The organism is Nostoc sp. FACHB-888, assembly GCF_014696655.1.
In the GTDB taxonomy this organism is placed as follows: Bacteria; Cyanobacteriota; Cyanobacteriia; order Cyanobacteriales; family Nostocaceae; genus Nostoc.
In genome coordinates, this window is sequence record NZ_JACJQM010000013.1 from 49,767 (window position 1) to 73,430 (window position 23,664).

At 42.7% G+C, this 23,664-nt stretch carries 19 protein-coding genes and 1 CRISPR repeat array; of the genes, 11 read left to right on the forward strand and 8 right to left on the reverse strand.

Going from position 1 to position 23,664, the window contains the following annotated elements; all coding sequences use genetic code 11:
- Positions 1-266: 266 nt before the first annotated feature.
- Positions 267-2,495 (reverse strand): photosystem I core protein PsaB, encoded by a 2,229-nt coding sequence (gene psaB, locus H6G26_RS10750; RefSeq protein WP_190729239.1) that lies wholly within the window; start codon positions 2,493-2,495, stop codon positions 267-269.
- A gap of 467 nt (positions 2,496-2,962) precedes the next feature.
- Between psaB and H6G26_RS10755 the strand changes: the two genes are divergently transcribed.
- Together H6G26_RS10755 and H6G26_RS10760 are read left to right on the forward strand one after the other, a co-directional pair.
- Entirely contained in the window at positions 2,963-3,673 is a 711-nt protein-coding gene (locus tag H6G26_RS10755; protein ID WP_190729240.1) for a response regulator transcription factor, read from the forward strand.
- 5 nt (positions 3,674-3,678) lie between these two features.
- Positions 3,679-4,767 (forward strand): HAMP domain-containing sensor histidine kinase, encoded by a 1,089-nt coding sequence (locus tag H6G26_RS10760; RefSeq protein WP_190729241.1) that lies wholly within the window; start codon positions 3,679-3,681, stop codon positions 4,765-4,767.
- A 284-nt stretch (positions 4,768-5,051) separates the two neighbouring features.
- Here the strand turns inward: H6G26_RS10760 and H6G26_RS10765 are convergent, their stop codons facing one another.
- The 3 genes from H6G26_RS10765 to H6G26_RS10775 form a co-directional block, all read right to left on the reverse strand.
- The gene (locus H6G26_RS10765) at positions 5,052-5,720 is read right to left on the reverse strand and encodes an O-methyltransferase (protein ID WP_190729242.1); all 669 of its coding nucleotides are present in this window, start codon (positions 5,718-5,720) and stop codon (positions 5,052-5,054) included.
- A gap of 98 nt (positions 5,721-5,818) precedes the next feature.
- A CRISPR array of direct repeats spans positions 5,819-6,146; the repeat unit is 37 nt; unit sequence GTTTCAATCCCTAATAGGGATTTTGATTAATTGCAAT.
- A 169-nt stretch (positions 6,147-6,315) separates the two neighbouring features.
- The gene (locus H6G26_RS10770) at positions 6,316-6,474 is read right to left on the reverse strand and encodes a hypothetical protein (protein ID WP_190729243.1); all 159 of its coding nucleotides are present in this window, start codon (positions 6,472-6,474) and stop codon (positions 6,316-6,318) included.
- Between the two features lie 93 nt (positions 6,475-6,567).
- Complete coding sequence (locus tag H6G26_RS10775; RefSeq protein ID WP_190729244.1) at positions 6,568-8,097, reverse strand: BamA/TamA family outer membrane protein; 1,530 nt, start codon at positions 8,095-8,097, stop codon at positions 6,568-6,570.
- A 151-nt stretch (positions 8,098-8,248) separates the two neighbouring features.
- On the opposite strand from H6G26_RS10775, the gene H6G26_RS10780 reads away from it, so the two are divergent.
- The 4 genes from H6G26_RS10780 to H6G26_RS10795 all read left to right on the forward strand — a co-directional run bounded on the left by H6G26_RS10780 (position 8,249) and on the right by H6G26_RS10795 (position 10,359).
- A complete protein-coding gene (locus H6G26_RS10780; RefSeq protein ID WP_190729329.1) occupies positions 8,249-8,431 on the forward strand; it encodes a hypothetical protein in 183 nt (60 codons plus the stop codon).
- A 46-nt stretch (positions 8,432-8,477) separates the two neighbouring features.
- The gene (locus H6G26_RS10785; protein WP_190729245.1) at positions 8,478-8,945 is read left to right on the forward strand and encodes a DUF4870 domain-containing protein; all 468 of its coding nucleotides are present in this window, start codon (positions 8,478-8,480) and stop codon (positions 8,943-8,945) included.
- A 63-nt stretch (positions 8,946-9,008) separates the two neighbouring features.
- Entirely contained in the window at positions 9,009-10,106 is a 1,098-nt protein-coding gene (locus tag H6G26_RS10790; RefSeq protein WP_190729246.1) for a Gfo/Idh/MocA family oxidoreductase, read from the forward strand.
- A 7-nt stretch (positions 10,107-10,113) separates the two neighbouring features.
- Positions 10,114-10,359, forward strand: a complete 246-nt coding sequence (locus tag H6G26_RS10795) for an HNH endonuclease (protein WP_190729247.1) — start codon at positions 10,114-10,116, stop codon at positions 10,357-10,359.
- A gap of 355 nt (positions 10,360-10,714) precedes the next feature.
- On the opposite strand, the gene H6G26_RS10800 is transcribed toward H6G26_RS10795, so the two are convergent.
- On the reverse strand, positions 10,715-13,429 hold the full coding sequence (locus tag H6G26_RS10800) for a DUF3536 domain-containing protein (RefSeq protein ID WP_190729248.1): 2,715 nt from the start codon (positions 13,427-13,429) through the stop codon (positions 10,715-10,717).
- Between the two features lie 527 nt (positions 13,430-13,956).
- Between H6G26_RS10800 and cax the strand changes: the two genes are divergently transcribed.
- The gene (gene cax / locus H6G26_RS10805; protein ID WP_190729249.1) at positions 13,957-15,048 is read left to right on the forward strand and encodes a calcium/proton exchanger; all 1,092 of its coding nucleotides are present in this window, start codon (positions 13,957-13,959) and stop codon (positions 15,046-15,048) included.
- Between the two features lie 220 nt (positions 15,049-15,268).
- Positions 15,269-16,408, forward strand: coding sequence for a serine/threonine-protein kinase (locus H6G26_RS10810; RefSeq protein ID WP_190729250.1), 1,140 nt, complete (start codon positions 15,269-15,271; stop codon positions 16,406-16,408).
- Between the two features lie 208 nt (positions 16,409-16,616).
- On the opposite strand, the gene H6G26_RS10815 is transcribed toward H6G26_RS10810, so the two are convergent.
- Together H6G26_RS10815 and H6G26_RS10820 are read right to left on the reverse strand one after the other, a co-directional pair.
- Complete coding sequence (locus tag H6G26_RS10815) at positions 16,617-17,498, reverse strand: phosphate ABC transporter substrate-binding protein (RefSeq protein WP_190729251.1); 882 nt, start codon at positions 17,496-17,498, stop codon at positions 16,617-16,619.
- Positions 17,499-17,504: 6 nt separating this feature from the next.
- On the reverse strand, positions 17,505-17,915 hold the full coding sequence (locus tag H6G26_RS10820) for a hypothetical protein (RefSeq protein WP_242053657.1): 411 nt from the start codon (positions 17,913-17,915) through the stop codon (positions 17,505-17,507).
- Positions 17,916-17,995: 80 nt separating this feature from the next.
- On the opposite strand from H6G26_RS10820, the gene H6G26_RS10825 reads away from it, so the two are divergent.
- Complete coding sequence (locus H6G26_RS10825; protein ID WP_190729252.1) at positions 17,996-18,901, forward strand: DUF1822 family protein; 906 nt, start codon at positions 17,996-17,998, stop codon at positions 18,899-18,901.
- Positions 18,902-18,922: 21 nt separating this feature from the next.
- On the forward strand, positions 18,923-21,106 hold the full coding sequence (locus H6G26_RS10830) for a substrate-binding domain-containing protein (RefSeq protein ID WP_190729253.1): 2,184 nt from the start codon (positions 18,923-18,925) through the stop codon (positions 21,104-21,106).
- A 168-nt stretch (positions 21,107-21,274) separates the two neighbouring features.
- On the opposite strand, the gene gndA is transcribed toward H6G26_RS10830, so the two are convergent.
- Positions 21,275-22,705: an NADP-dependent phosphogluconate dehydrogenase gene (gene gndA, locus H6G26_RS10835; protein WP_190729254.1), complete on the reverse strand. Its 1,431-nt coding sequence runs from the start codon at positions 22,703-22,705 to the stop codon at positions 21,275-21,277.
- Positions 22,706-22,921: 216 nt separating this feature from the next.
- Here gndA and H6G26_RS10840 point away from each other — a divergent pair, with 216 nt between their 5' ends.
- On the forward strand, positions 22,922-23,650 hold the full coding sequence (locus tag H6G26_RS10840) for a Ycf66 family protein (protein WP_190729255.1): 729 nt from the start codon (positions 22,922-22,924) through the stop codon (positions 23,648-23,650).
- The last annotated feature ends 14 nt before the right edge of the window (positions 23,651-23,664 follow it).

Here is a 23,664-nt window from a genome sequence, read left to right on the forward strand (position 1 = left end):
ACGTGAGGTACATCCGTAGGGGCACAGCACTGCTGTGCCTTTAGACTTCGGAGTATAAGGTTGTACCGCATTTGAATGGGAACTTGCTATATAGGAATTATATTTGATTTGATTTTTGAAATACCCGTAGTAGCGTGGCAAGGCTAAAATAGTGCATTAAACGTTAACTGTTAACGGTCATCAGCCTTCATTTGAATATACAAAAATCCCCCTCTATACCGTTAGGTAAGAGGGGGAGATGGCTAAGTCAGAGGATTTAAAAATGTTCAACCAAATTTACTAGCGGTTGAGGCTATGAGGAATGCTCCATAGGTAAGGATGTAGCCAACTGTGAAGTGAGCTAGACCTACTAACCAACCCTGGACAATAGACAGAGCAACAGGCTTATCTTTCCAGCGAACTAAGTTAGCCAAAGGAGTGCGTTCGTGTGCCCAAACTAAGGTTTCAATTAACTCTTGCCAGTACCCACGCCAGGCAATCAAGAACATGAAACCAGTTGCCCAAACCAAGTGTCCAAAGAGGAACATCCAAGCCCAGACAGACAAATTGTTTGTGCCGTAGGGGTTATAACCGTTAATTAACTGAGCGGAGTTAGCCCAGAGGTAATCACGGAACCAACCCATCAGGTATGTGGAATTCTCATTGAATTGAGCGACGTTACCTTGCCAAACACCTAGATGCTTCCAGTGCCAATAGAAAGTTACCCAACCAAGGAGATTCAGCATCCAGAACATAGCGAGATAAAAAGACTGTTCCCAAGAGGAAGTTTGGCAAGTACCGCCCCTACCAGGCCCATCGCAGGGGAAGGTATAGCCGAAGTCCTTTTTATCAGGCATCAATTTGGTACCACGGGCATCCAATGCGCCCTTGACACAAATTAACGTGGTGGTGTGCAAACCTAAAGCGATCGCATGATGAACCAGAAAATCACCAGGCCCAATCGTCAAGAACAGGGAGTTAGTGCCAGAGTTGATTGCTTCTGTCCAGCCTGGTAACCAGACGTTACCGTAGTTGGGCCAAGCTGTGTAGGCGATACTATCTGGGTTAGATAATAAAGTATCCATCCCATACATCAGTTTCCCGTGAGCAGATTGGATGAATTGAGCAAATACTGGCTCAATCAAAATTTGCTTTTCAGGAGTGCCAAAGGCAACAACAACGTCGTTGTGGACGTACAGACCGAGGGTGTGGAAACCTAAGAATAGCGACACCCAACTCAAGTGTGAAATAATCGCTTCTTTATGCTGAAGGACACGCTCAAGTACGTTACCTTTGTTCTGCTCGGGGTCATAATCTCGAACCCAGAAGATGCCAGCATGGGCAAACGCACCAATCATCAGGAAGCCAGCAATGTACTGGTGATGGGTATACAGCGCCGCCTGTGTGGTGTAGTCCTTAGCCATGAAGGCGTAAGGAGGCAGCGAATACATGTGTTGCGCTACCAATGATAATGCAGTACCTAACGCTGCCAGGTGTATGGACAACTGGAAGTGCAGGGAGTTGTTGTAGGTGTCGTACAGGCCTTGGTGTGGTAAGTTAAACTGACCTTCAGTTTGGACACCAAAGAAATTTCTGGCGTTGAGCATCTCTTTGATGCTGTGACCAATGCCGAAGTTAGTCCGGTACTGGTGACCAGCGACAATGAAGATAACTGCGATCGCTAAATGGTGATGAGCCATATCGGTCAGCCATAGCGATTCAGTTTGGGGATGAAAACCGCCCAAAAAAGTCAGTATTGCCGTCCCTGCGCCTTGAGATGTGCCAAACAAATGCCCTGCTGTATCAGGACTCTGCGCGTAAACACCCCAATCCCCTCTCCAAAAAGGTGCTAAACCTGCTGGATGAGGTAAGGTAGTCAGGAAATTTTCCCAACCAACATGAACACCGCGAGATTCGGGAATAGCAACGTGAACAAGGTGTCCGGCCCAAGCCAGAGAACTAACACCAAACAAACCTGCTAGGTGGTGATTCAGGCGAGGTTCAGCACTCTTGAACCAAGCCAAGCTAGGACGGTACTTGGGTTGCAAGTGCAGCCAACCAGCAAACAAAAATAACGCTGCTAACAGCAACAAGAACACTGAACCCTGGTAAAGGTCACTGTTTGTCCGCATCCCAATGGTGTACCACCAGTGGTAGACACCAGAGTAAGCAATGTTAACAGGATGGTTAGCGCCCCCTTGGGTAAAAGCTTCTATTGCTGGTTTACCAAAATGAGGGTCCCAAATCGCGTGGGCAATGGGACGAATATGAAGGGGATCTTTAATCCACTGTTCAAAATTACCTTGCCAGGCTACGTGGAACAATAGACTAGATGCCCACAGAAAAATGATTGCCACGTGACCAAAGTGAGTAGCGAAAATCTTTTGGTAAAGATTTTCCTCGGTCATGCCATCATGGCTTTCAAAATCATTTCCTGTAGCCATCGCGTACCAGATCCGACGTGTAGTCGGGTCTTGTGCGAGATCCTGGTTAAATTTAGGATATTTTGTGGCCATGCAATTTAATTACATCTCCTTAAACGCTAATCCAAGTTGCTAGTTCTAATGAGCCAGCAACTTTTTGCAATTGAATCAGCACCCTTTCAGCCTTAAATTGGAGGTTAATCTAATCTAAATAGCAAAAGCTGGTGAGTATTGAGGGTAAAACAGGCTTAATTCTTGGACTTACATCCTTAGGCGGTATGATGCAATTCATTTCCATACAAAGTAATAAACTAATTAATGACTACCCTTTCCATCTAACTTTCGGAGGATATTTGCATTAAGTGAATTTGTAGTCTTAAATACAATCCATAAGCCACAAAGATTAGCAAATATTTCATGAAATGACCTTAACATTTTGTAAAAATATTGCATAACAACAATATTGATTTTTTTTGCAATATATAACAAAATATTAAGTTTGAGTTTGCGAAAAACTTAGTAAGCTGTGATACCAACAGTTTGTATTTTTATTAATTGAAATGGACATTTTAATAGTTGAAGATGAACCAGAAATTGCTCATTTAATCCAACTATCTTTAGAAAAAGAAGGATTTTTTTGTCGCATTAGCCGCGATGGTGTGAATGCCTTGCAGATGTTTCAGGAGCAACTACCTGATTTAATCATTCTAGATTTAATGATTCCTGGTTTGGATGGGTTGGAGGTTTGTGCCAGAATTCGCCAGAAACCAGGTGCAAAAGATCCTTACATTTTGATGCTCACGGCTAAGGGTGAGGAAATTGATCGCGTGATTGGTTTGTCTACAGGTGCTGACGATTACATGGTCAAACCTTTTAGCCCCAGAGAATTGGTAGCTAGAGTGCGGGCACTATTGCGGCGTAGCCTCCGGCAAGGGGGACAACATCAAGTCAATCGTACGCAACACTTTATTGTCAATGTAGAGCAGCGCACTGCTAGTCGTCAGCTGAATTCTCAAGAGGTTGAAGTTTTGGACTTAACTACCCTAGAATTTAACTTGCTAACTACATTTGTCAGCAATCCTGGTCGAGTTTGGAACCGCACTCAACTAATTGATAAACTTTGGGGAGATAACTTTTTTGGCGATGAACGAGTAGTAGATACTCATGTAGCTCGGTTGCGAAAAAAGATTGAGCCTGATTCGGCAAATCCTACTTTTATTAAAACTGTTGTTGGGGTTGGCTATAAATTTGAAGATCCTCTGGTAGCGTAAATGTTATGAAGATGGGGCTGAGAGAGCGCTTATTTTTCTCCCATTTAGTAGTAATGATTGTGGGGGTAGCTAGTCTAGTAAGCATCAGCAAAATCTCTTCCCCCCACTTGTTTATCTTGCATTTGGAACGATTAGAAAATCAGGGGTTCAACTTAATCAATGTTCGTACTAAATTGGTTACAGGATTTGAATTTGCTTGGCAGCGAAGCACTATTTGGTCAGTCTTAGTTGGTAGCACCGCAGCTGGAGGATTGAGTTACTGGGTGTCCAGACGAATTATGCAACGCTTGACGGAGATGGAACAAATCACCCAAAAATTTGCTGCTGGTCAGATGGATGCACGATTACCTCTGTCTGACATTCCAGAACTTAATAGACTGGGTGCTAGTTTCAACCGAATGGCAGCCAGTTTAGAAGGAGTAGAAGCGCGGCGGCAAGAAGTGATTGGAGACATGACCCATGAACTACGGACACCATTAACAGTTGTGCGCGGTTACTTGGAAGAATTGGCTGATGGGGAAATTGAAGCGTCTCCTGAAATTTATCGGCGTTTAGCTAAAGAAACTAGGCGTTTAGAGCGGTTGGTGAACGATTTACAAGAACTGTCTAAGGCAGAAGCTGGTTATTTGCCAATTAATATACAACGGGTAAATCTGCGTCCGTTGTTAGAGTCATTAGTGGAGAAATTCACCGACCAACTGTTGGAAGATGGGCCAGTTCTGCTCTTACAATGTCCATCTGTGCTACCTCCTGTGTTGGCAGATATTGACCGGACAGAACAGGTGTTGGTTAATTTGCTAGGTAATGCAGTGCGTTACACTAACGAAGGTTCAATTACCATTCGTGTTGGAACTGAAGCATTTCGACTCTGGATTGCGGTTATAGATACAGGTATTGGTATCGCTCCAGAAAATTTGCCCCATGTGTTTGAACGCTTCTGGCGAGCCGACCAATCACGCGATCGCCATTCGGGAGGTACTGGTGTTGGCTTAACTATTTCCCATCGTTTGATTGAATTACAAGGCGGTGAGATTCAGGTAGAAAGCGAGTTGGGAGTTGGCAGTACGTTTCGGTTTTTTCTGCCTTTGGCTTAAGTTGAGTCAAAATCTGGAGATACAAAGGATTGACATAAGCTAGTCACGGTTGTGTCATACCTAATTGCTAATTTGAAGGTATCCAAAATCTTATTTTTTGAATAGATGCCAAGATTTTGGAATTGCATTGAATATGTTGATTTGGCATTTGGGTATAATTTTGTATGTCTCCTTTTGTTCTGGCTGCTTTTTTAGTTAGTTTACTCAGTGTTTCGGGTTATGCTGCGATCGCCTACCTGTTCCCTCAAAATCGTTCCCAAGACTGAGCAAATAACAATCTTTTGCTATTTTTGGTTTACTATTGCGATCGCAAACCCGTCGTATCCTTTGCTGCCTACAGTCTGGATCGCCGTAGCGCTGAGGCGTCGCTCAGAGGCAAGCTGTTCGTTGAAGCGACGCACCCCTTGGACATTAGGATCGTTACTAGTGGCATCAACCACTGCTCCGTTACGCACAACATTATCGGCGATGATCAGGCTGCCGCGACGGGAAAGCTTGAGCGCCCATGTCAAGTAATCTGGATTGTTTGGTTTATCTGCGTCAATAAAAATCAGGTCAAATGTATGACCCTCTGCGGCGATATCTGGCAGCGTAGAGAGTGCCTGTCCGAGGCGCAGGTCAACAATGTCGGATAGACCAGCGTGGGCGATGTTGGCACGGGCGACTTCGGCGTGCTTTGGGTTAGCTTCAAGCGTAATCAGACGGCCGTCGCTGGGTAACGCCCGTGCTAGCCAGATAGTACTGTAGCCGCCTAGCGTGCCAATCTCTAGGATGGTTCGCGCCTCTTGGATTTGCGCCAACAGCAGCAGCAGTTTGCCCTGGTTTGGTGAAACGTTATGCGGTGGCAGTCCGGCTGCGGCGCTGGTCTGGAGAGCTACATCCAGCACAGGATCGGGCGGCACAAGCAAATCGGTAAAGTAATCATCGACCGCAGTCCATTCTTCCTGAGTCATCTCATGTATCAACTCGCAATAAAATAGTCGAGATTACGTGTCTGAAGTTGCTTCATTGGAGAGTATTTTAACATTCATCTGGAAAATAAGAGTTACGCGTTTCAATCCCTAATAGGGATTTTGATTAATTGCAATTTGTGGTCTTCCATACCGCACTCACCAGCACTACCACGTTTCAATCCCTAATAGGGATTTTGATTAATTGCAATGCTTCAAGAGTTGCCAGATGCCAATGGGTAGCCCGGTTTCAATCCCTAATAGGGATTTTGATTAATTGCAATTCCACTGCTTGATCTATCTTCTTTATTACCGTGAGTGGTTTCAATCCCTAATAGGGATTTTGATTAATTGCAATAGTTTTATTTACCTGTCAACAGGTGGTTACTTAAGTTTCAATCCCTAATAGGGATTTTGATTAATTGCAATAGCGGGAGCCTGAAAGCCAAGCTATATTTAGTTTTCAAGGTGCGGTTGCGCGATTCTAGAGCCATCATAGCATTAGAGAATTTGTTTGGAAAGAGTGCCGGAAAACCTTAAAAGTTGAAACTCACCTTTTGTAAGTATTTCAAAGATTGCGCGGATGGCAATTGGTGAATTAGCGGGGTGAAATGCTTGCTGGTGTTGAGATAGAAGCACTTTTTTGGGGCTGTAGAATTTGTACATCTACCCTTTCGCGCACATAACCACCAAAGGTTCCGCGAAAATCATGAATGTTAGCTTTATCCCAGCGATCGCCTATATTATCATGCGTCACTATTCTGTCTAAGTTAACGCATAGGCGCTTCTCTACGAGACGCTACGCGAACGCCTTCCCCAGGATAGGAACGTAGAGTAAAAACGAATGAGATTAAAATCGCTGACCTGTAGTCACTTCAAATCTAACTTCTCCTTGGTCGCTAATTCCTAAGTCGCCTCGAATCAGCCCAAAAGATGAATTGACTCGCAATCCTAAGCCGTAACCAAAGCCACTTCCAGGTTTGTCTCGCAGCACTCCTGGTTCTCCTAGCACGGTTTCGCTAGAGCCGAAATCTAAGGCTAAGTCAGTAAAGAGAACTCCCCCTATTGACTGAAAAAGTGGAAAACGATATTCAATGGAAGCTAAACCATAACTCCGACCACTGGCAATTTTACCATAACCGTAACCTCTGACAGAATCTAGCCCACCAATATTAAAGGCATCAGCTGGTGGAAAGTCTCCAATGGTCGTACCAATTTGTAAGTTAATAGCCAACATTTCTGGATTGTCGGTTGGTCTACCATTACCTATCCAACTGACTGGTAAATACTGAATATAGTCTCCTTGTAGGCGGTTGCTGGAAATATTGCCCAGTCCAATGGGAATCGCTTGTTCTGTGCTGAAGGTGAGGATTGATCCTTGAGTCGGATTGTCTCGGCGATCGCGTTGATCTCTGGATACAGCAAATGATACTGTAAATAGGTCATCAATTCCAGTACCGCTAACAGATAGGGGACTACCTAATCTATCGACCTGTGCAACATTATATTCTTGATCGCGTAGGCTAATCCGGGTATAGTTGAGAGCCACGGTTGTATCCCAGTCATCAAAAGAGCGTAAGAGTCCTACAGAACCGCCAAACCTTCCCTCTCGCACTTTGTTGCCGTTAGACAATCTGATATCTTCGTTGAAAGTTCCCGATATATTTCGACTACGAAAACCTCTAATGCTATAGCCTAAACGGTTTGGTTCTTCAGGACGATAACGACTAGTGAATTGACCATTAAACTGGACATCTTTACTGCTGAACTGCACAGTTGTATCTAATTTATCGTTCAAACCACTAATATTTGCATCTTTGTAACCTACCCGCCCGTATAGCCCAACATCTTCATTATTACCGCCTCCTAAGATGAAAGAAGGGAAGCTACGCTCTTTGATTTCATAAATGATATTAATACTAGAAGCATCTTCTTCAAAGTAAACATTGACTTGATTAAATGACTCTAATCTCCTCAATCGTTGTAAGTCTGCTTGAAGTAAATCCTCACGGAATACCTGACCTGGTTTGAGTCTCAGCAAACCAATGATAAAATCTGTCTGAGTCCGCCCTTTGATTGGCTGACCTTTGTCATCAAACAATTCATCTTTGCCATTAATAAAACGAATCTGGATGTCTTTGACAACTTTTTGGGAAATTTCAAACGTCTGGCTATCTCCTAAAGTTGTTCCTATATAATCACCATATTTGGCATAACCTCCTTCTATATGAATCGTTGCTTTTGGGGTCACAATACCACTAGCCTCATCTTGAGTAAGAGGTTGCGAGTCTGCAAGAGCCTGTGGATTTTCCCCACCCACTAACATTACTGGGATGCCTACGGCGGCAAGCAACGCAACTACAGTTATTTGAACTCGCATATTGGAAATTCGTTAGTGTTATTAAGTTTACAGCATAGAGCGGATCTCTTGTGCGTAAGTTCTATATCAACCTTGCTATTGGTTATCCCAAAAGACGGTTGCTTGTTTTGCCAGTACTTAGTATAGTCTGTCAGACTATTTTCAAATTGCGATGACCTCCAGACCATCGCCTCCGGGGGGCGATTACGCCATCGCTCTTGATAAAGTCCTCAAAGGTTTAGAAGTTGCGCTGCTGCTAGGAGAGGGTATAGTCTGGGAAATAGAACCTCTTCCCGAAAGCTATGAAAGAGAAATACTCAGATTTAAAGCTCTTGTTTGGCTTTTTTATAGATAATTAAAATGGGGAATTATCTGTTAAATCCACTTACACATAAAAAGCCATGAGAGAAAAACCTAAACAACAAATGCGTATATGGGCGATGTTGTGTCATTTCTCGGCTTTGTTAGGGTGGATATTATTGTTTTTTTTAGTGTTTATTGGTATTCCTGTATATTTACCCCTAAACCTTTTAGTTCCAGTCATGATTTGGCGATGTAAAAAAGCACAGTATCCCTGGATTGATTTACAAGGAAAGGAATCTATAAATTTTCAAATTTCTTTAACATTATATACCTTCATTGTCATAGTAATATCCTTAATTTTGCTGTTAACTAGATTTAGTATGGCAGTAACTACCAATGGTTCATTTAATGAAATAAAAAATACTTTAGATAGTTTATTAACTGTACTTATGTCATTAGCTTTATTCAAATTGGTATTACAATTGTTTGTAGTGACTTTTGCTGCTATTAAAGCTTACAATGGAGAGCATTATCGCTACCCATTGACTATTAGAGTTTTACGATAAAAAAGGTATGATAAAACTTATTACGAACGAAGAACATCACAAAAATCAGGGAATAAAAATTATATGATTGGAGTTGCGATCGCAGGCACTGGATTTGGTCAAAAAGTCCACATACCGGGATTTCAAGCACATCCTCAAACTGAAGTAGTTGCTGTTTATCACCGAGATATAAATAAAGCTAAAGCCATAGCAGAATCCTATAATATTCACCACGCCTCCGACTCACTTGCTGATATTGTGGCATTACCTCAAGTGCAAGCAGTCAGTATCTCTACACCGCCATTTTTGCACTATGAAATGGCAAAAACCGTATTGCAAGCTGGGAAACATTTATTACTAGAAAAACCCACAGCGTTAAATGCAGTTGAAGCTAAAGAACTTTATCAGTTAGCTAAAGCAAAAGGCGTTATTGCAACTGTAGACTTTGAATTTCGCTTTGTACCAGCATGGCAGTTGTTTGCTAAACTATTATCAGAAAATTATGTGGGTAAGTTGCGCCTAATTAAAATTGATTGGTTAGGTTCTTCTCGTGCTGATACTTCACGCGCTTGGAATTGGTATTCTGATAAAGAGAAAGGAGGCGGTGCATTGGGATCTTTGGGTTCTCACGCCTTCGATTACATTCACTGGTTATTTGGGCCAGTCCATAGATTAAGCGCCCATTTAAATACTGCGATTCCCACACGAGTTGACCCTGTTAGTGGGGAATCTAAGCTAGTTAATACAGATGATAACTGTATATTAACCTTAGAATTAGCGAATGGTACACCTTGCCAACTTTCTATCAGTGCAGTTGTTCACGCACCAAGAACCCATTGGGTAGAAGTATATGGCGATCGCGGTACATTAATTGTGGGCAGTGAAAATCAAAAAGATTATATACATGGTTTTCGTGTTTGGGGTTCCCAGCCAGGTAAACCTCTAACGGAAATAGAAATACCGAATCGGTTAATTTTTCCCAAAAATTATGCTGATGGGCGCATTTCAGCATTTATCCGCGTAGTAGACCAATGGGTGCAGGGAATTGACCGCAATCAGGAAATTACACCATCGCTACGAGAAGGAATTTATTCTCAATTGTTGATGGATTTATCTCATGAATCTCATACAAAAGCGAGTTGGGTAGATGTACCAAGCTTGGAAGAGTTTATTAGTAATTAAAGATAAAATGAGCAAAACTCCCCGCATTCGTATCCCGCCAGAAGTGAAAAAATATGTTTTTCAACGTGACAAATATCAATGTCAAAGCTGCGGTAAAACTACTATAGAAACTAACCTCAGTATTGACCATATAATTCCCCTCTTTCGTGGTGGTCAAAATGATATTAGCAATCTACAAACCCTCTGTTTAACCTGCAATCAGCAGAAATCAAGCAACATTGATTCTCGCTTTCAGCGATATTTTCAGCTTTAGGTTAGGATTGGATGAGCTATTAATTTCTCACGATCTATGCCTCAAAATCACAATAGCAATTCTCTAAGATTCTTCAATACTAAATAAAACTACGATTTTCTACCTCTTTGCGGTCATAGCTGTTTTAGCAGTATCCTTTCCTTGGTTATATGAGATTAAAACGAAAGCTGGGATCGATATATCACGTGGACGCCATGCAGGAACGTTTTTTGAAAAACATACCCGTGGACTCTTCAGGTGTGAGTGGCTTTATCCGTACCATTGCGATCGCTCCCAAGTTAAGTAAAGCCAACTAAAAAGAAAAGGGGAAATTTTCCCCTTCTCTGTGTGAAATTTTTACCGTCTTACCCTACATTTATCTCAACTGATTTGAGATTACGCTGACATCAACGGCTAACTTTTTGCCCAACTTGAGCAACTGAAGACACTGATTATCTGCTTCATTCCCAAGGCTAGTAATACACACCGACGCTATCTGACTTTGCAGACAACTAAAATAGAGTTCTTGCGATCGCTGTAGGGAAATGTCAATATTTAGTTGATCCCCGACATCAATCAATCGCTCCAATAATTGGATATCTGCATTAAAACTACCATTGGCATCGTGTAACAATTGCCAAAGCGATCGCGCAATTAACTGTTCCAACATCTGCTTACCGTCGGGAATATTCAGCCGACAACGCAGATGTTTTGCTTCAGTAGCGATCGCTTCCAATTCTAATATGTGACTCCAACTCTTTTGGGGATCAGCGATATCTTGCTCAAGCGATCGTAATGTCATCAGACAGCGATGCCCTAAAGCAATATCGGCTGCTACCTGCAATTCTTGTGGTACTGCTATTTCATCTCGATGAAACGCCATCAGCACACCATAATTATCACGGTACGCTTGAGTATACAACTGTCCTAAACGTGTCAGCGTTTCCTCACTCAGCAGCCGCATAATCCGGTGGCGTTCTTCAGCAAATAGATTTTGCAAGTTGAAAGCTTCTTCGCCAAATAGCTGTGTCATCGCCAAGATAGTATGAGCTGCACTAGCTTGTTTTAGTGCGCCGAACAGCTTTTCTTTTAATTGGCTGTAGTCACGCCGCCCAGTAAATTGTTGAATACAGCAGTGGAAATCCCAGCCTCCCAAATGGAGAACCGCAAATACCAAATGCTCGCTTTCCCAAGTAATCTCTGATACCAGCTTTAAATTTCCTACAGCCAGAGTTAGCGATCCCATGCGTTGCAGCTGGTAATCTAGCTCATTAGCAGCGTAGCAATAAACCTTTTTCTGGTAACGCTGAGACTGTTTGTCCGCAGCATCTTTTCTAGGCAAATTGTGCGTTTCTGCTGGTTTGTGATTGGTAAATAGGGAAGTAATGGCGTAATGGGCTGCTACTTGCTTAAAGCCAAGCTGGGCAGTTAACACGAGTTGCCGATAAATTTCGCCACCGTGTTTGAAGTCATCGACATTGCTGGGGGCTAAACCAAGACGTTTGACGAAGCCCTTTTCCAACTGCACACCAGCCACTTCCCCTGCCAATTCCAAAGCACGGCCGGCGTAGCGCAAAATTTGTGTCCCCTCTGGACGAGAAATTTCTTCAAAAAACCAACCGCAACTAGTGAACATCAACAAAGCGTGACGCTGCATTTCCAATAGCCGTAGTGCGTCTACTTGTTCGGCTGCGGTTAGTTTGTGGGTTTGATGACGGGCTAGGAAACGGTTGACATTGGTAGCAGAGCGATCGCGCATTACTTGGATATATTCATCTCGTGCAAGCCAGGGATCGCGAAATAACTGTCCTCCATGTTCCTCATACACCCCTGTTAACTGATCCCGCAGCCAATTTAGGGCATCGCGTAGGGGACGACGCCATTTCTGATGCCAAATGCTACCTTCTCCACCGCAACCACAGTCATCCTGCCACCTATCTACACCGTGAGCGCAACTCCAGGCTGTGACTGATTTTAATTCCACTTCCCAACCAGGAGAATTTAAGCTGAGGTAGTGGGCGAAGTTGGTTACTGTCCAACCCTGTTGAGGAAACTCTTTAGTAAAAGCGTAGGCTAAAGTTTTCTCAGTTCCCTTCTTGTGATGTCCGAAGGTTTCGCCATCCGTTGCCACAGAGATTAACTGTGTTGGCCGATGATCCCCACGCACAGCCGAACCGATACGTCCAGCAAAGTGACTGGAATTATAAACGACATCACTAAAACCCATATCCCGCGATATCGGGCCATCGTAAAAGAAGATATCAATGTAGGGAAGTGGGGAGTCGTTACCATCCCCATTCCCCTCCTTGATTGCACTTAGAGGTGAAGATGAAGTGTTTAGTGTGGGCTTCAAATAACAACGATAGGGACGGGTGGGATCAATCTGACTACCACCGACTTCGTGCCATTCAGGATTGGGATGATCTTGAGTGGGGACGGGACGGCAACGCAGTGCTTGAGATGGTGCAAGGATAATGAAGCGAATACCCTCAGCAACAAGAGCTTCGAGGGTGGCATAATCCACACCGGTTTCTGCTAACCACATCCCTTCGGGATCACGGCCAAAGCGAGAGCGGAAGTCTTCTTTACCCCAGCGAATTTGGGTATATTTGTCGCGTTCGTTCGCCAGAGGCATGATGATGTGATTGTATACTTGCGCGATCGCATTGCCGTGACCATGCAGGCGATCGCTACTCTTGGCATCCGCCTCTAAAATGCGCTGATAAACCTCCACATCGTAGCGTTCTAGCCACGACATCAGCGTTGGCCCGATATTAAAACTAAAATACTCATAATTGTTGACGATCTTCACCACTTCGCCTCGGTCATTTAAGACTCTGGCAAAAGCATTTGGACGATAGCATTCCCAATGAATCCGCTCATTCCAGTCATGGAAAGGTGCAGCGCTCGGTTGGCGTTCAATTGCGTCCAGATAGGGGTTTTCCCTTGGTGGCTGGTAAAAATGACCATGCACCGTCACATAAACACCATTAGCCTTTCTCAGGGGATCGGTTTCTTTAGTGTTTTTGGGATCTGAATGTAATGTTAACGTTGAGCCAGAGCTAGCTGGCATTTCAGCAGCAGAAGTCATGTATATTTATCCAAAACAAAAAACTTGCAGTTGCACCGAAAACATTGTGCATAAACCTTTCTCCAATGGTTTGAACACAAAATCCGGTATAAACAACAACTATGGAATCCAACCAAATTTTTGACAAATCTTTCTTATTCTAGTGGGAAATCTGCGTTATCGCACAGCCCTTTCCCTGAAGGCTTAAATGTAATTAGCAATTGAACAAGGACTCGGTTAGGGGTTTTCAGGTTAGCAGCGCCAATCAAAATTTTAATTGTCTTTTAATACATTAAACTCTATTTTTGGTGTAGTAGTTTGGCTCAAATTCATACTTTTGCAACAAAAAATTACGAAAACTCCTTAAATCGCAATCTTATTTTACATACAGAGTATTGAACTGAAAACAGTACAATTTCTGAATTGCTCTACAGGCGGTTGAGAGTATCCTATTGGAGTGCTGAGTGAAAGTAATTGTTAATTCAACACTGCAAATTTAAAATTTAGGATTTATCGCTGTGAATGATACCTTCATACCAAGGCAACAAATGTCAACTAAAAACATTATTCTTCTGGTTTTATTACTATTTATCCCAGTTTCTCTAGCAGCTCACTTTCTGGAGTGGGGAGAATTGATAGTTTTCATTACAGCTGGATTGGCAATTTTGCCCTTAGCAGCTTGGATGGGTACAGCCACAGAAGAAATTGCTGTTGTAGTGGGACCATCAATGGGGGGCTTGTTAAATGCTACCTTTGGCAATGCAACAGAACTAATCATTGCCCTAGTGGCGCTGAACGCTGGATTAATAAATGTAGTCAAAGCCAGTATCACGGGATCGATTATTAGCAACTTACTACTGGTGATGGGTTTTTCCATGCTTTTGGGAGGACTGCGCTACAAAGAACAGACATTTCAGCCAATTGTGGCGCGGGTGAATGCTGATTCGATGAATTTAGCGGTGATTGCCATGTTGATGCCAACGGCAATGAATTATACCTCTCAAGGAATTAACGAACAAACACTGCAAAATCTTTCTATTGCTGTTGCTGTGGTGTTAATCCTGGTTTATGCCTTAACGCTACTATTTTCGATGAAAACCCACTCCTATCTATATGATGTGGGTGTAGCGGAGACAGAAGAAGAGGAAACCCCTCATGCCAAACCAAATATGATGTTGTGGGTTGGCGTGTTGCTAGTATGTACCTTAATGGTGGCAATCGAGTCAGAAATGTTAGTTGATTCTCTGGAAGTGGCCACATCTCAGCTAGGTTTGACGGCGCTGTTTACAGGGGTGATTTTAGTTCCCATCGTCGGTAACGCGGCTGAACACGCTACAGCAGTTACCGTAGCGATGAAAGATAAGATGGATCTTTCCCTTTCGGTAGCTGTGGGATCAAGTATGCAGATTGCCCTATTTGTCGCGCCTGTGTTGGTGATAGCAGGGCGGATATTGGGACAACCAATGGATTTAGATTTTCAACCCTTTGAATTAGTAGCTGTGGTTGCGTCAGTGTTGATTGCAAACAGTATTAGTTCTGATGGTAAATCCAATTGGCTGGAAGGGACTTTATTATTAGCTGCTTATACAGTATTGGGATTCGCCTTCTACTTCCATCCAGTTATAGAAGGTATCGGGTAGTACCGCAGGGCGGAAGTCAAAAGTTAAAAGTCAAAAGTCAAAAGTTTATATATCAAGGCTTTTGCTTGTTTAAAATGGTGGCTTGATTTCTGCCGTGCTGTACTAGTTAAGCAGTGCGTAGGCGTAGCCCATCGTAGACATCGCTCATAGTTTAACGGATTCGGAGAAGTCCACATCCTCAACGCCAGTAAAATAAAGAGATATAAGAGCGATCGCCTTTATGAGCTACTGCCTTAATCCCCATTGTCCCAAGCCTGAAAATCCTCATGATGTCAAGTTTTGCCGGACTTGCGGTTCTAAGTTACTCCTCAAAGAACGTTACCGTGCTATCAAACCAATCGGACAAGGTGGTTTTGGCAAAACCTTTCTAGCTGTGGATGAGGATAAACCCTCAAAACCACGCTGCGTCATTAAACAATTTTATCCCCAATCCCAAGGCACTAACACTCTTGCCAAAGCCGTAGAGCTATTTAACCAAGAAGCGGTGCAGTTAGATGAATTGGGCAAACATCCTCAAATTCCCGAACTACTGGCATATTTTACCCAAGAAAACCGACAGTATCTTGTACAAGAATTCATTGACGGGCATAACTTAGCCCAGGAATTAGCGCATAGGGGTGCTTTTAGTGAAACGCAAATCCGGCAACTATTGAATGATTTATTGTCAGTTTTGCAATTTTGCCATGCTAGACACGTAATTCACCGCGATATTAAGCCAGAAAATATTATTTTACGTGAGAAGGATAACAAACTAGTATTAGTAGATTTTGGTGCTGCTAAATCTGCCACTGGCGCTGCCTTAAATCAAACTGGTACAAGTATTGGTAGTCCAGAATATGTTGCCCCTGAACAAATGAGAGGTAGGGCTATTTTTGCCAGCGACATTTACAGTTTGGGTGCTACTTGTATTAATTTATTAACAGCGCGATCGCCTTTCGATTCTTATGATACCAACAACGATATTTGGGTTTGGCAGCAATACTTGAAAGCTCCCGTCAGCAATGAGTTGAGTCGCATTATCAATAAGATGCTAGAAAGCATTCCAATTCGGCGTTATCAAACAGTAGACGAAGTTCTCAAAGATTTAAATCAACAGTCACAAGTAGCAGCGACGCCAGCAATAGCGCCAAAACCTATCCCTCAATCGCCACCTAATTCTCCATCCACATTTGTATCACCATCTCCTAGTCAAATTGATAATGAATTAGAGGAAATGAAAACCCAATTTTTGGGTGGCAACAAACCTCAAGCAAATAAAATACAACCAACAAACCCCACATCTCAGCCTACGAGTACAAACAAAATAGATGAAGAATTAGAAGAGTTAAAAGCAAAATATCTTGGTAATAACAATCCTTAAAAATCTATCCGCTCAAAGAAACCATCATTGCAAGTAAAATAACGCATTCAAATTAATTATCCTCTATAGCAATCCTATTTGAATTATAAAAATTATCGTTCGCATAGCGTGCCGGAGGCATACCGCTATCGCGCAGCGTCTCGCAGAGAAGAGCGTCAATAGAAGAACGAAAGAAGTTGACGAATTAAATAGGAGTTGTATAGATGAATTAATTCTCCAGTATCATAGCTTGCTGCCCTTGAGGCGAAGTTGCATAGCCTAAAAAAGCTTGAATTCCAGGGCTAGCAGGGTTTTTATAGACATAAAAAAGTTGTCGTTGGTAGGGATAAGCATTTGCATCGGGAGTCAATCCATCAATTGGAATAAATCGTACTGTTTGTTGATTAGCAACCTGTTCAAAGGTTGCATAGGCGATGCCATCAGTTCCTAAAGCTTGGAGTAGAGGAGTTGTGGCATCTCGTGGTAAGGTTGCAATATTTGATGTTGTGCCAAAATTAACTCCCTTCAATACCATTTCCTGAAATGCTTGATGCGTTCCACTAATCGCCGGTCGATTAATGACTCGAATAGTTCCACTGTTACCACCTACGGCTGACCAGTTATTAATTTTACCCTGAAAAATATCTGCTACTTGGGCGCTGGTTAATCCTTGATTAAAAGGATTTGCTTTGCCAACTACAAGCGCGATCGCATCTTTTGTCACAGACACCGCCATCAATCCCTGACTTTGTTCTTGTGCAGTTAGCGATCGCGATACCGCCGCAATATCTACTCTACCCGCTACCAAATCCGTGATCCCATTTTGAGAACTATTAGCACTAGTGATAACATTTGTACCAGGAAACTGCCTCTCAAAAGCTCTTTTGAGATTTTGGTTAATTGTCACCATGCTCGTAGAACCGTCTATCTTCAAAGTAGTACCGCTTTGTACTGAACTTGGGGGTGAAAAAGTCCAATTACTAACAGAAGGTGTGTTAACTAGAGGAGTAGAATTACTTGGTCTGATTACAAAGAACCAGTAACCACCACCCATTAAAGTTAGAAAAGTCAGGATAAAAACAATTGGAGGAGTAGGGCTTTTTTGACTCATAAATTTTTACTCTGGTAGTTTTTCAATACTTGATTCACTTAACATTTGCAAACGCCGAGAAACTTCATCATCTACAGTCATTCGTTCTATTTCAGCCTGGAGTTTTTCAGTTGGGTTTTCAGAGATTTCAGCTAAAGCGCCAGTTTGTAGATTCCGTCTTTCAACTGCATTTTTAGCTTTTTCAAAGTCACTTTTCGCCGAACCAATATCAAATTCATTATTGACTTTGGCAATCATCGCTAGTGCCTCATTCACCTCTGACATATCTTTCATATTTTGCATATCAGCTTTGTAGGTTTCTAGCTTCATGCGCTCCCGGTTCAGCTTGTCTTTGGAAGCATTCACAGATGTTTTAGCCTGTTTAACCATTTCTTCTAATTTGGGCAAAATCTGCTCTGTCTGAATTGCCTTAGCCATTGCCATCTGCGCTGCTTCTTGATTACCACTGCGCTGCTTCCCCTGCTAAAAGAGATTGGTATGAATTTCGGATCTGACTAATGACTAACACACAACCACATATTTTAAGCGTCCCTCTCCCCCAAAATGCCCACCGTTGGGCTGAAGAATTTGCTGCCCAGCAAGATAACCCCCAAAAGGGAAAACAAGTTTATCTGAATACTCTGGCTGTTTATGCCGTTCACAGCTACCTCAAATGGCTAAACATTGAGACAGCGCTGAATCAAGGGGACAGTTGGCATCGTGCTTTAAGGGCAATTTTTGATGTTGCTGATTTAGTCTTGCCGGGTGTCGGTAAGCTTGAATGTCGTCCAGTATTACCGGGTGAGGCTGCTATAGTCTTGCCTTTAACTATGACAAGAGAGCGCATTGGTTATGTAGGAGTTCAGTTTAGTCAGCAATTAGATTATGTAGAATTACTAGGATTTCTTCCAGCAAGGGAGATGGCTGAATCACCAGCAATACTGCAAATAGCACAACTGCAATCCTTTGATGCTCTTTTCGAGATTATACATAGACGAACGCTATTAATAAATCTGCGTCAATGGATTACAGGAATTTTTGAGACAGATTGGCAACCACCAGAGTTAGTGTTTGCTAACAATTTGAGAAGCAGTAGCACAATGACTCGTCCCTCAACTAACTCCATCAGCCGGGCGAAGGTGATTGACTTGGAAAGCCAAGTACTGTTGTTATTGCAGTTAACTCCTACAGATAGCGAAGTTTTTGATATTCGCCTGCGGATTTATCCCGGTGATGATTCCATTCATCTACCGCCAGGTTTACAAATGATTGTCCTTGATGAAGCGGGAAACACCGTCATGGAAGTGCAAGCAAGAAGTGCAGATGACTGGATGCAACTAGAATTTAGCTGCCAGCACGAGGAAACATTCAGTGTCAATATAGTGTTAGAGGAAACAAGTCTGATTGAAGAGTTTGTTGTTTAAGACAAACGCAAGGAGACAGCAATGGCGATCGTCAAATTGAAACTCAGACATAACTCACAAAATGGATTTCTGGTAATTCTAACAGCAAAGAACTTGGATGAAGAAACGGAAGGATTTTTGCCTCCATTACCACCAGATTTAGAATCATCCTTCAATCAATGGCAGTCAGCCTATCGTGAAATTGAGGCTGTGCGTTCTTGCGTTTCTCCTGCACCAGGGTTACGTCTTACACCTAAAAGTGCGACGAATCACTCCCACGTGGAACACACCGCAGCAGTCAAGGATTATCTTAATCAATGGCTCAACTCTGGAGATAGCAGGTGGCAACCAATCCGGGATAGATTAATTGCGATCGCTCAACAATTACATCAGTCAAATGATGAGATTCGTGTAATCATTGATGCCAAAGATATCGATTTACGCCGCCTTCCTTGGCAAGCATGGAATTTATTAGAAGAACACTATCCCAACGCCGAAGTTGCCCTCAGTGCGCCCAAAAGCTCCAATACTAAGATAAATAAACTAGTTCCTCAAAGCACAAAAGTCAGAATTTTAGTTGCTGTGGGGAGAAGTGACGGCATTAATACAAAAGATGACTTAAAAGTAATTCAAGACTTAGAAACAGATGACGTAGAAGTACGCTGTTTAATTAAGCCTAGCCGCCGAGATTTGTGTGATGCTCTTTGGGATGAACAAGGCCACCATATTTTCGTTTTTACGGGACATAGTGGAAGTCAAGAAGATGGGCAGATAGGTTGGATTGAACTTAACGATGAAGAGAGTTTGACTATTGAGGAATTTAAGGAGGCTTTGAAGCAAGCTATTGACAAAGGATTACAGTTAGCAATTTTTAATTCTTGTGATGGTTTAGGATTAGCTAATCAACTTGCCCAAATACATTTACCTCAAGTTATTATCATGCGGGAACCTGTTCCAGATCCCGTAGCAGTAGATTTTTTAAGATACTTTTTCCAAGAATTTACCCATAATAATAAGTCATTATTTACTTCTGTAAAAAAAGCCCGCAAACGCCTAGAACATTTTAAGTCTGATTATCCAGGTGCAATTTGGTTGCCAACAATTTGTATTGAAGCTAATGTTGAACCGTTGACTTGGCAAGGATTACGCGAAAGTTCTCCGCAAAAGCTGACTTCAATCAAGCCAAAGGATTCAACTCATCAATCAAAGAAAAATATCAAGCTGTGGTTATTAATTAGTTTGCTTGGCGTGGTTATCTGTGGTGTAACCTATTTATTTGGTAAAAAAGTTAACTCCGATTTAGTTGAGAAAAAAGTCAGCTCCAATTTAGTTGGGAAAAAAGTTAACTCCGATTTTAGTTCAGTAACTGCTCCCGAAGGAACATGGTTTTATGGTGGTAGCACATCTTGGGCAACAATTCGGAAATATATAGATCCCGAAATCAAAAAAGCACATCCACAGTTTGAATTACGCTATACCGATGCAATTAATGCTACACCAGGTTCCGGTACAGGAATTCGGATGTTATTGGAAGGACAATTGACCTTTTCTCAATCTTCCCGTCCGATCGCAGACAGAGAGTATCAACAAGCTCAACAACGGGGATTTAACCTGAAACAAATTCCAGTGGTTTTAGAAGGATTAGCGATCGCTGTTCACCCCGATCTCCAAATTCCAGGGCTAACCTTGGGACAAATTAAAGATATTTACACTGGTAAAATAACTAACTGGAATCAGATTGGCGGCCCTAACCTAAAAATTACTCCTTACTCCCGTCGCTTTGAAGACGGAGGCACTGTAGAGTTCTTTGCTAACAACATTCTCAGTGGAGAGAAACTGGGAAGTAATGTAGTATACGTTTACGATACAACAGATGGGCTGAAAAAATTAATCAGCGATCGCGGTGGCATTTACTACGCTTCGGCTCCAGAAGTTGTCCCCCAATGTCAGATTAAACCATTGGCGATCGCTAAACAAGGGAACAATTTTGTCGCTCCTTATACAGAACCTTTGATTAAAGCCGATCAATGTCCCAATCAACGAAACAAGTTAAACATTGATGCTTTCAAAACAGGTCAGTATCCAATTACACGTCAAATGTTTGTCATAGTCAAGCAGAATAATGGCAGTTTAGAACAACAAGTTGGCGAGGCATACGCCAAAATGCTACTAACAAATCAGGGACAAAAACTGATGAATGAAGCTGGATTTGTGCGTATTCGTTGAACAAGAGGCAAGGGGGCAGGGGGAGGAGGAGTCGTTTTGATTCCAAAAATGGGATGATATCATGTCCTCCCTAAAAAGAAAGTGACTCTGAAACTCAGAGCCACTCTTAAAACTGTATTCTGAAACTTTTTAACCTTTCACAATATCCTGGTGTAGATGTGTGAAAATTTACTTCTTAGCTTCAGCAATGGGTACCCATTCAGTATGGAAACTTCCGGGCTTGTCAAGACGCAGGTAGGTATGTGCGCCGAAGTAGTCGCGTTGTGCTTGAGTTAGATTTTGAGGCAAGCGATCGCGGCGATAGCTGTCAAAATAATCTAAGGATGCGCTAAATGCGGGTACTGGAATTCCCAGTGTTGCAGCTGTCGCAATCACTTCCCGCCAAGCAGTCTGTCTGTCGAGAATTGTCTGCTTAAATTCGGGAGCTAACAACAAGTTAGGCAAAGCTGGATTTTCGCTAAAAGCCTTCTTAATTTTATTCAAAAAGCGAGCGCGAATAATACAACCACCTTTCCAAATCCGCGCCATTTCGCCCAGATCCAAATTCCAGTTATATGTTTTTGAAGCTGTGGATAGCAACGCCATCCCTTGAGCATAAGAACAGATTTTTGAGCAATAGAGAGCATCGCGTACTTTATTGATAAAGTCCTTGGTTTGCCCGTCATACTTGCCACTGGGGCCTGTAAGGACTTTAGATGCTGCAACGCGCTCCTCTTTAATAGAAGAGATAATCCGGGCATTAACTGCTGCTGTAATTGTGGGAATAGAGACTCCCAATTCCAAGGCAGTTTGCACAGTCCAGCGTCCAGTTCCCTTTTGACCTGCTGCGTCAACAATCAAATCCACCAGGGGTTTATTTGTTTCTGGGTCAATATATGGGAAGATATTCTTCGTAATCTCAATCAAAAATGAATCGAGTTCATCGGTGGTGTTCCATTCAGCAAACACCTCATGTAGCTGAGTAGGGTTTAATCCAGCGACATTTTTCAGCAAGTCGTAGGCTTCAGCAATTAGCTGCATATCGCCATACTCAATGCCGTTGTGTACCATTTTGACATAGTGGCCAGAACCACCAGGACCAATGTAGGTTACACAAGGGCCATCATCGACTTGGGCAGCAATTTTGTTGAAAATTGGTGATAGAAACTCGTAAGAGCTTGTTGTACCTCCAGGCATCAGTGAAGGCCCATTTAGCGCTCCTTCTTCACCGCCACTGACACCCATACCAAGATACCGAAGCCCTGCGGGTTCTAATTCCTGAGTGCGTCGTTCTGTATCTTCAAACCAAGAGTTGCCACCGTCGATAATGATATCGCCTTCCTCTAACAAGGGTTTGAGTTGAGCAATCACCGCATCCACTGGTTTACCAGCTTGCACCATTACTAGGATTTTGCGGGGACGTTCCAATAAGGCAACGAATTCTTCCAAGGTAAAGGCGGCTTTGACGTTCCGTCCTGTAGCACGCTGCGCCATAAACGCATCCGTTTTTTCTCGGGAGCGGTTGTAAACTGCAATTGGGAAGCCATTGCGCTCCACGTTTAGAGCGATGTTCTCACCCATAACGGCTAATCCAATCACACCAAAGCTTTGTAGTGTCATAAAAAATTTCTGGCTAACTCTTGCAGATCCTTTTACCTTTAAGGGTAGTCCGATATTTTCCGTTCTCCCCTAAAGAAGACCTTAAGACTTGAATAAAGGGCAAAAATCCACAACTAAGACGGTTAATTAATTTTAAATTGTATCTAAATCAACAATTAACTGGCAAAATTTGCAAAATTGAAATAGTCAAAGGACGCAGTAAGGAGTAACCAAATAATGCTGGCATTTGTCCTAGCTTTGGTGGTCGGTATTGGTAGTTTAGCCATTTATATAGCAGCTTTCTTTTTTCCAGAAATCCACCGCAAGAATGACTTTATCTGGAGTGGTGTAGGACTATTTTACGCCTTAGTTTTATGGGTGTTTGCACCACGCATTACTGGAGGTTTGTTACTGGGTCATGTAGCTAGTGTGGCTTTATTGGTCTGGTTTGGTTGGCAAACTCTATCATTACGTCGCCAACTGACCCCGCAAATACAACAAACCCAAGTACCCAGTCCTGAGACGGTGAAAACTGGCATTCAGGAACAGGTAAATAAGTTCTCCCTTCAGGAACGCCTGGGCCAGTTGCAAAAAGGTCTTGGTAGCACCTTCAGTGGTGTGAAAGACAAGGTACAACAGACTGGGAGTAAAAAAACACCTACAACCCCCAAACCTGAAAACATTACCTCTGTAATAGCAGAGAAACCTACTGTTGAGATTATCGACAAAACTACTGCCATACCAGAAAAACCAGCAGAGGAGACAGTTACTACTGACACCGAAGCCAAAACCGAGAGTGTACCGGAAGCGATTCCACCACATCCCCCATCTCCTGAATTAGTGGAAGCAGCGCAACCAGATTTTGAAATTGAGGAGAAGCAACCGATTCCCGTAGAAGAAATTGCGCCGGATGCGGTACTCGCTCCCCCGGCGGAAGCACCACCTGAAGAAATACCGCCGAATTAAGCTAGTTGAATGCA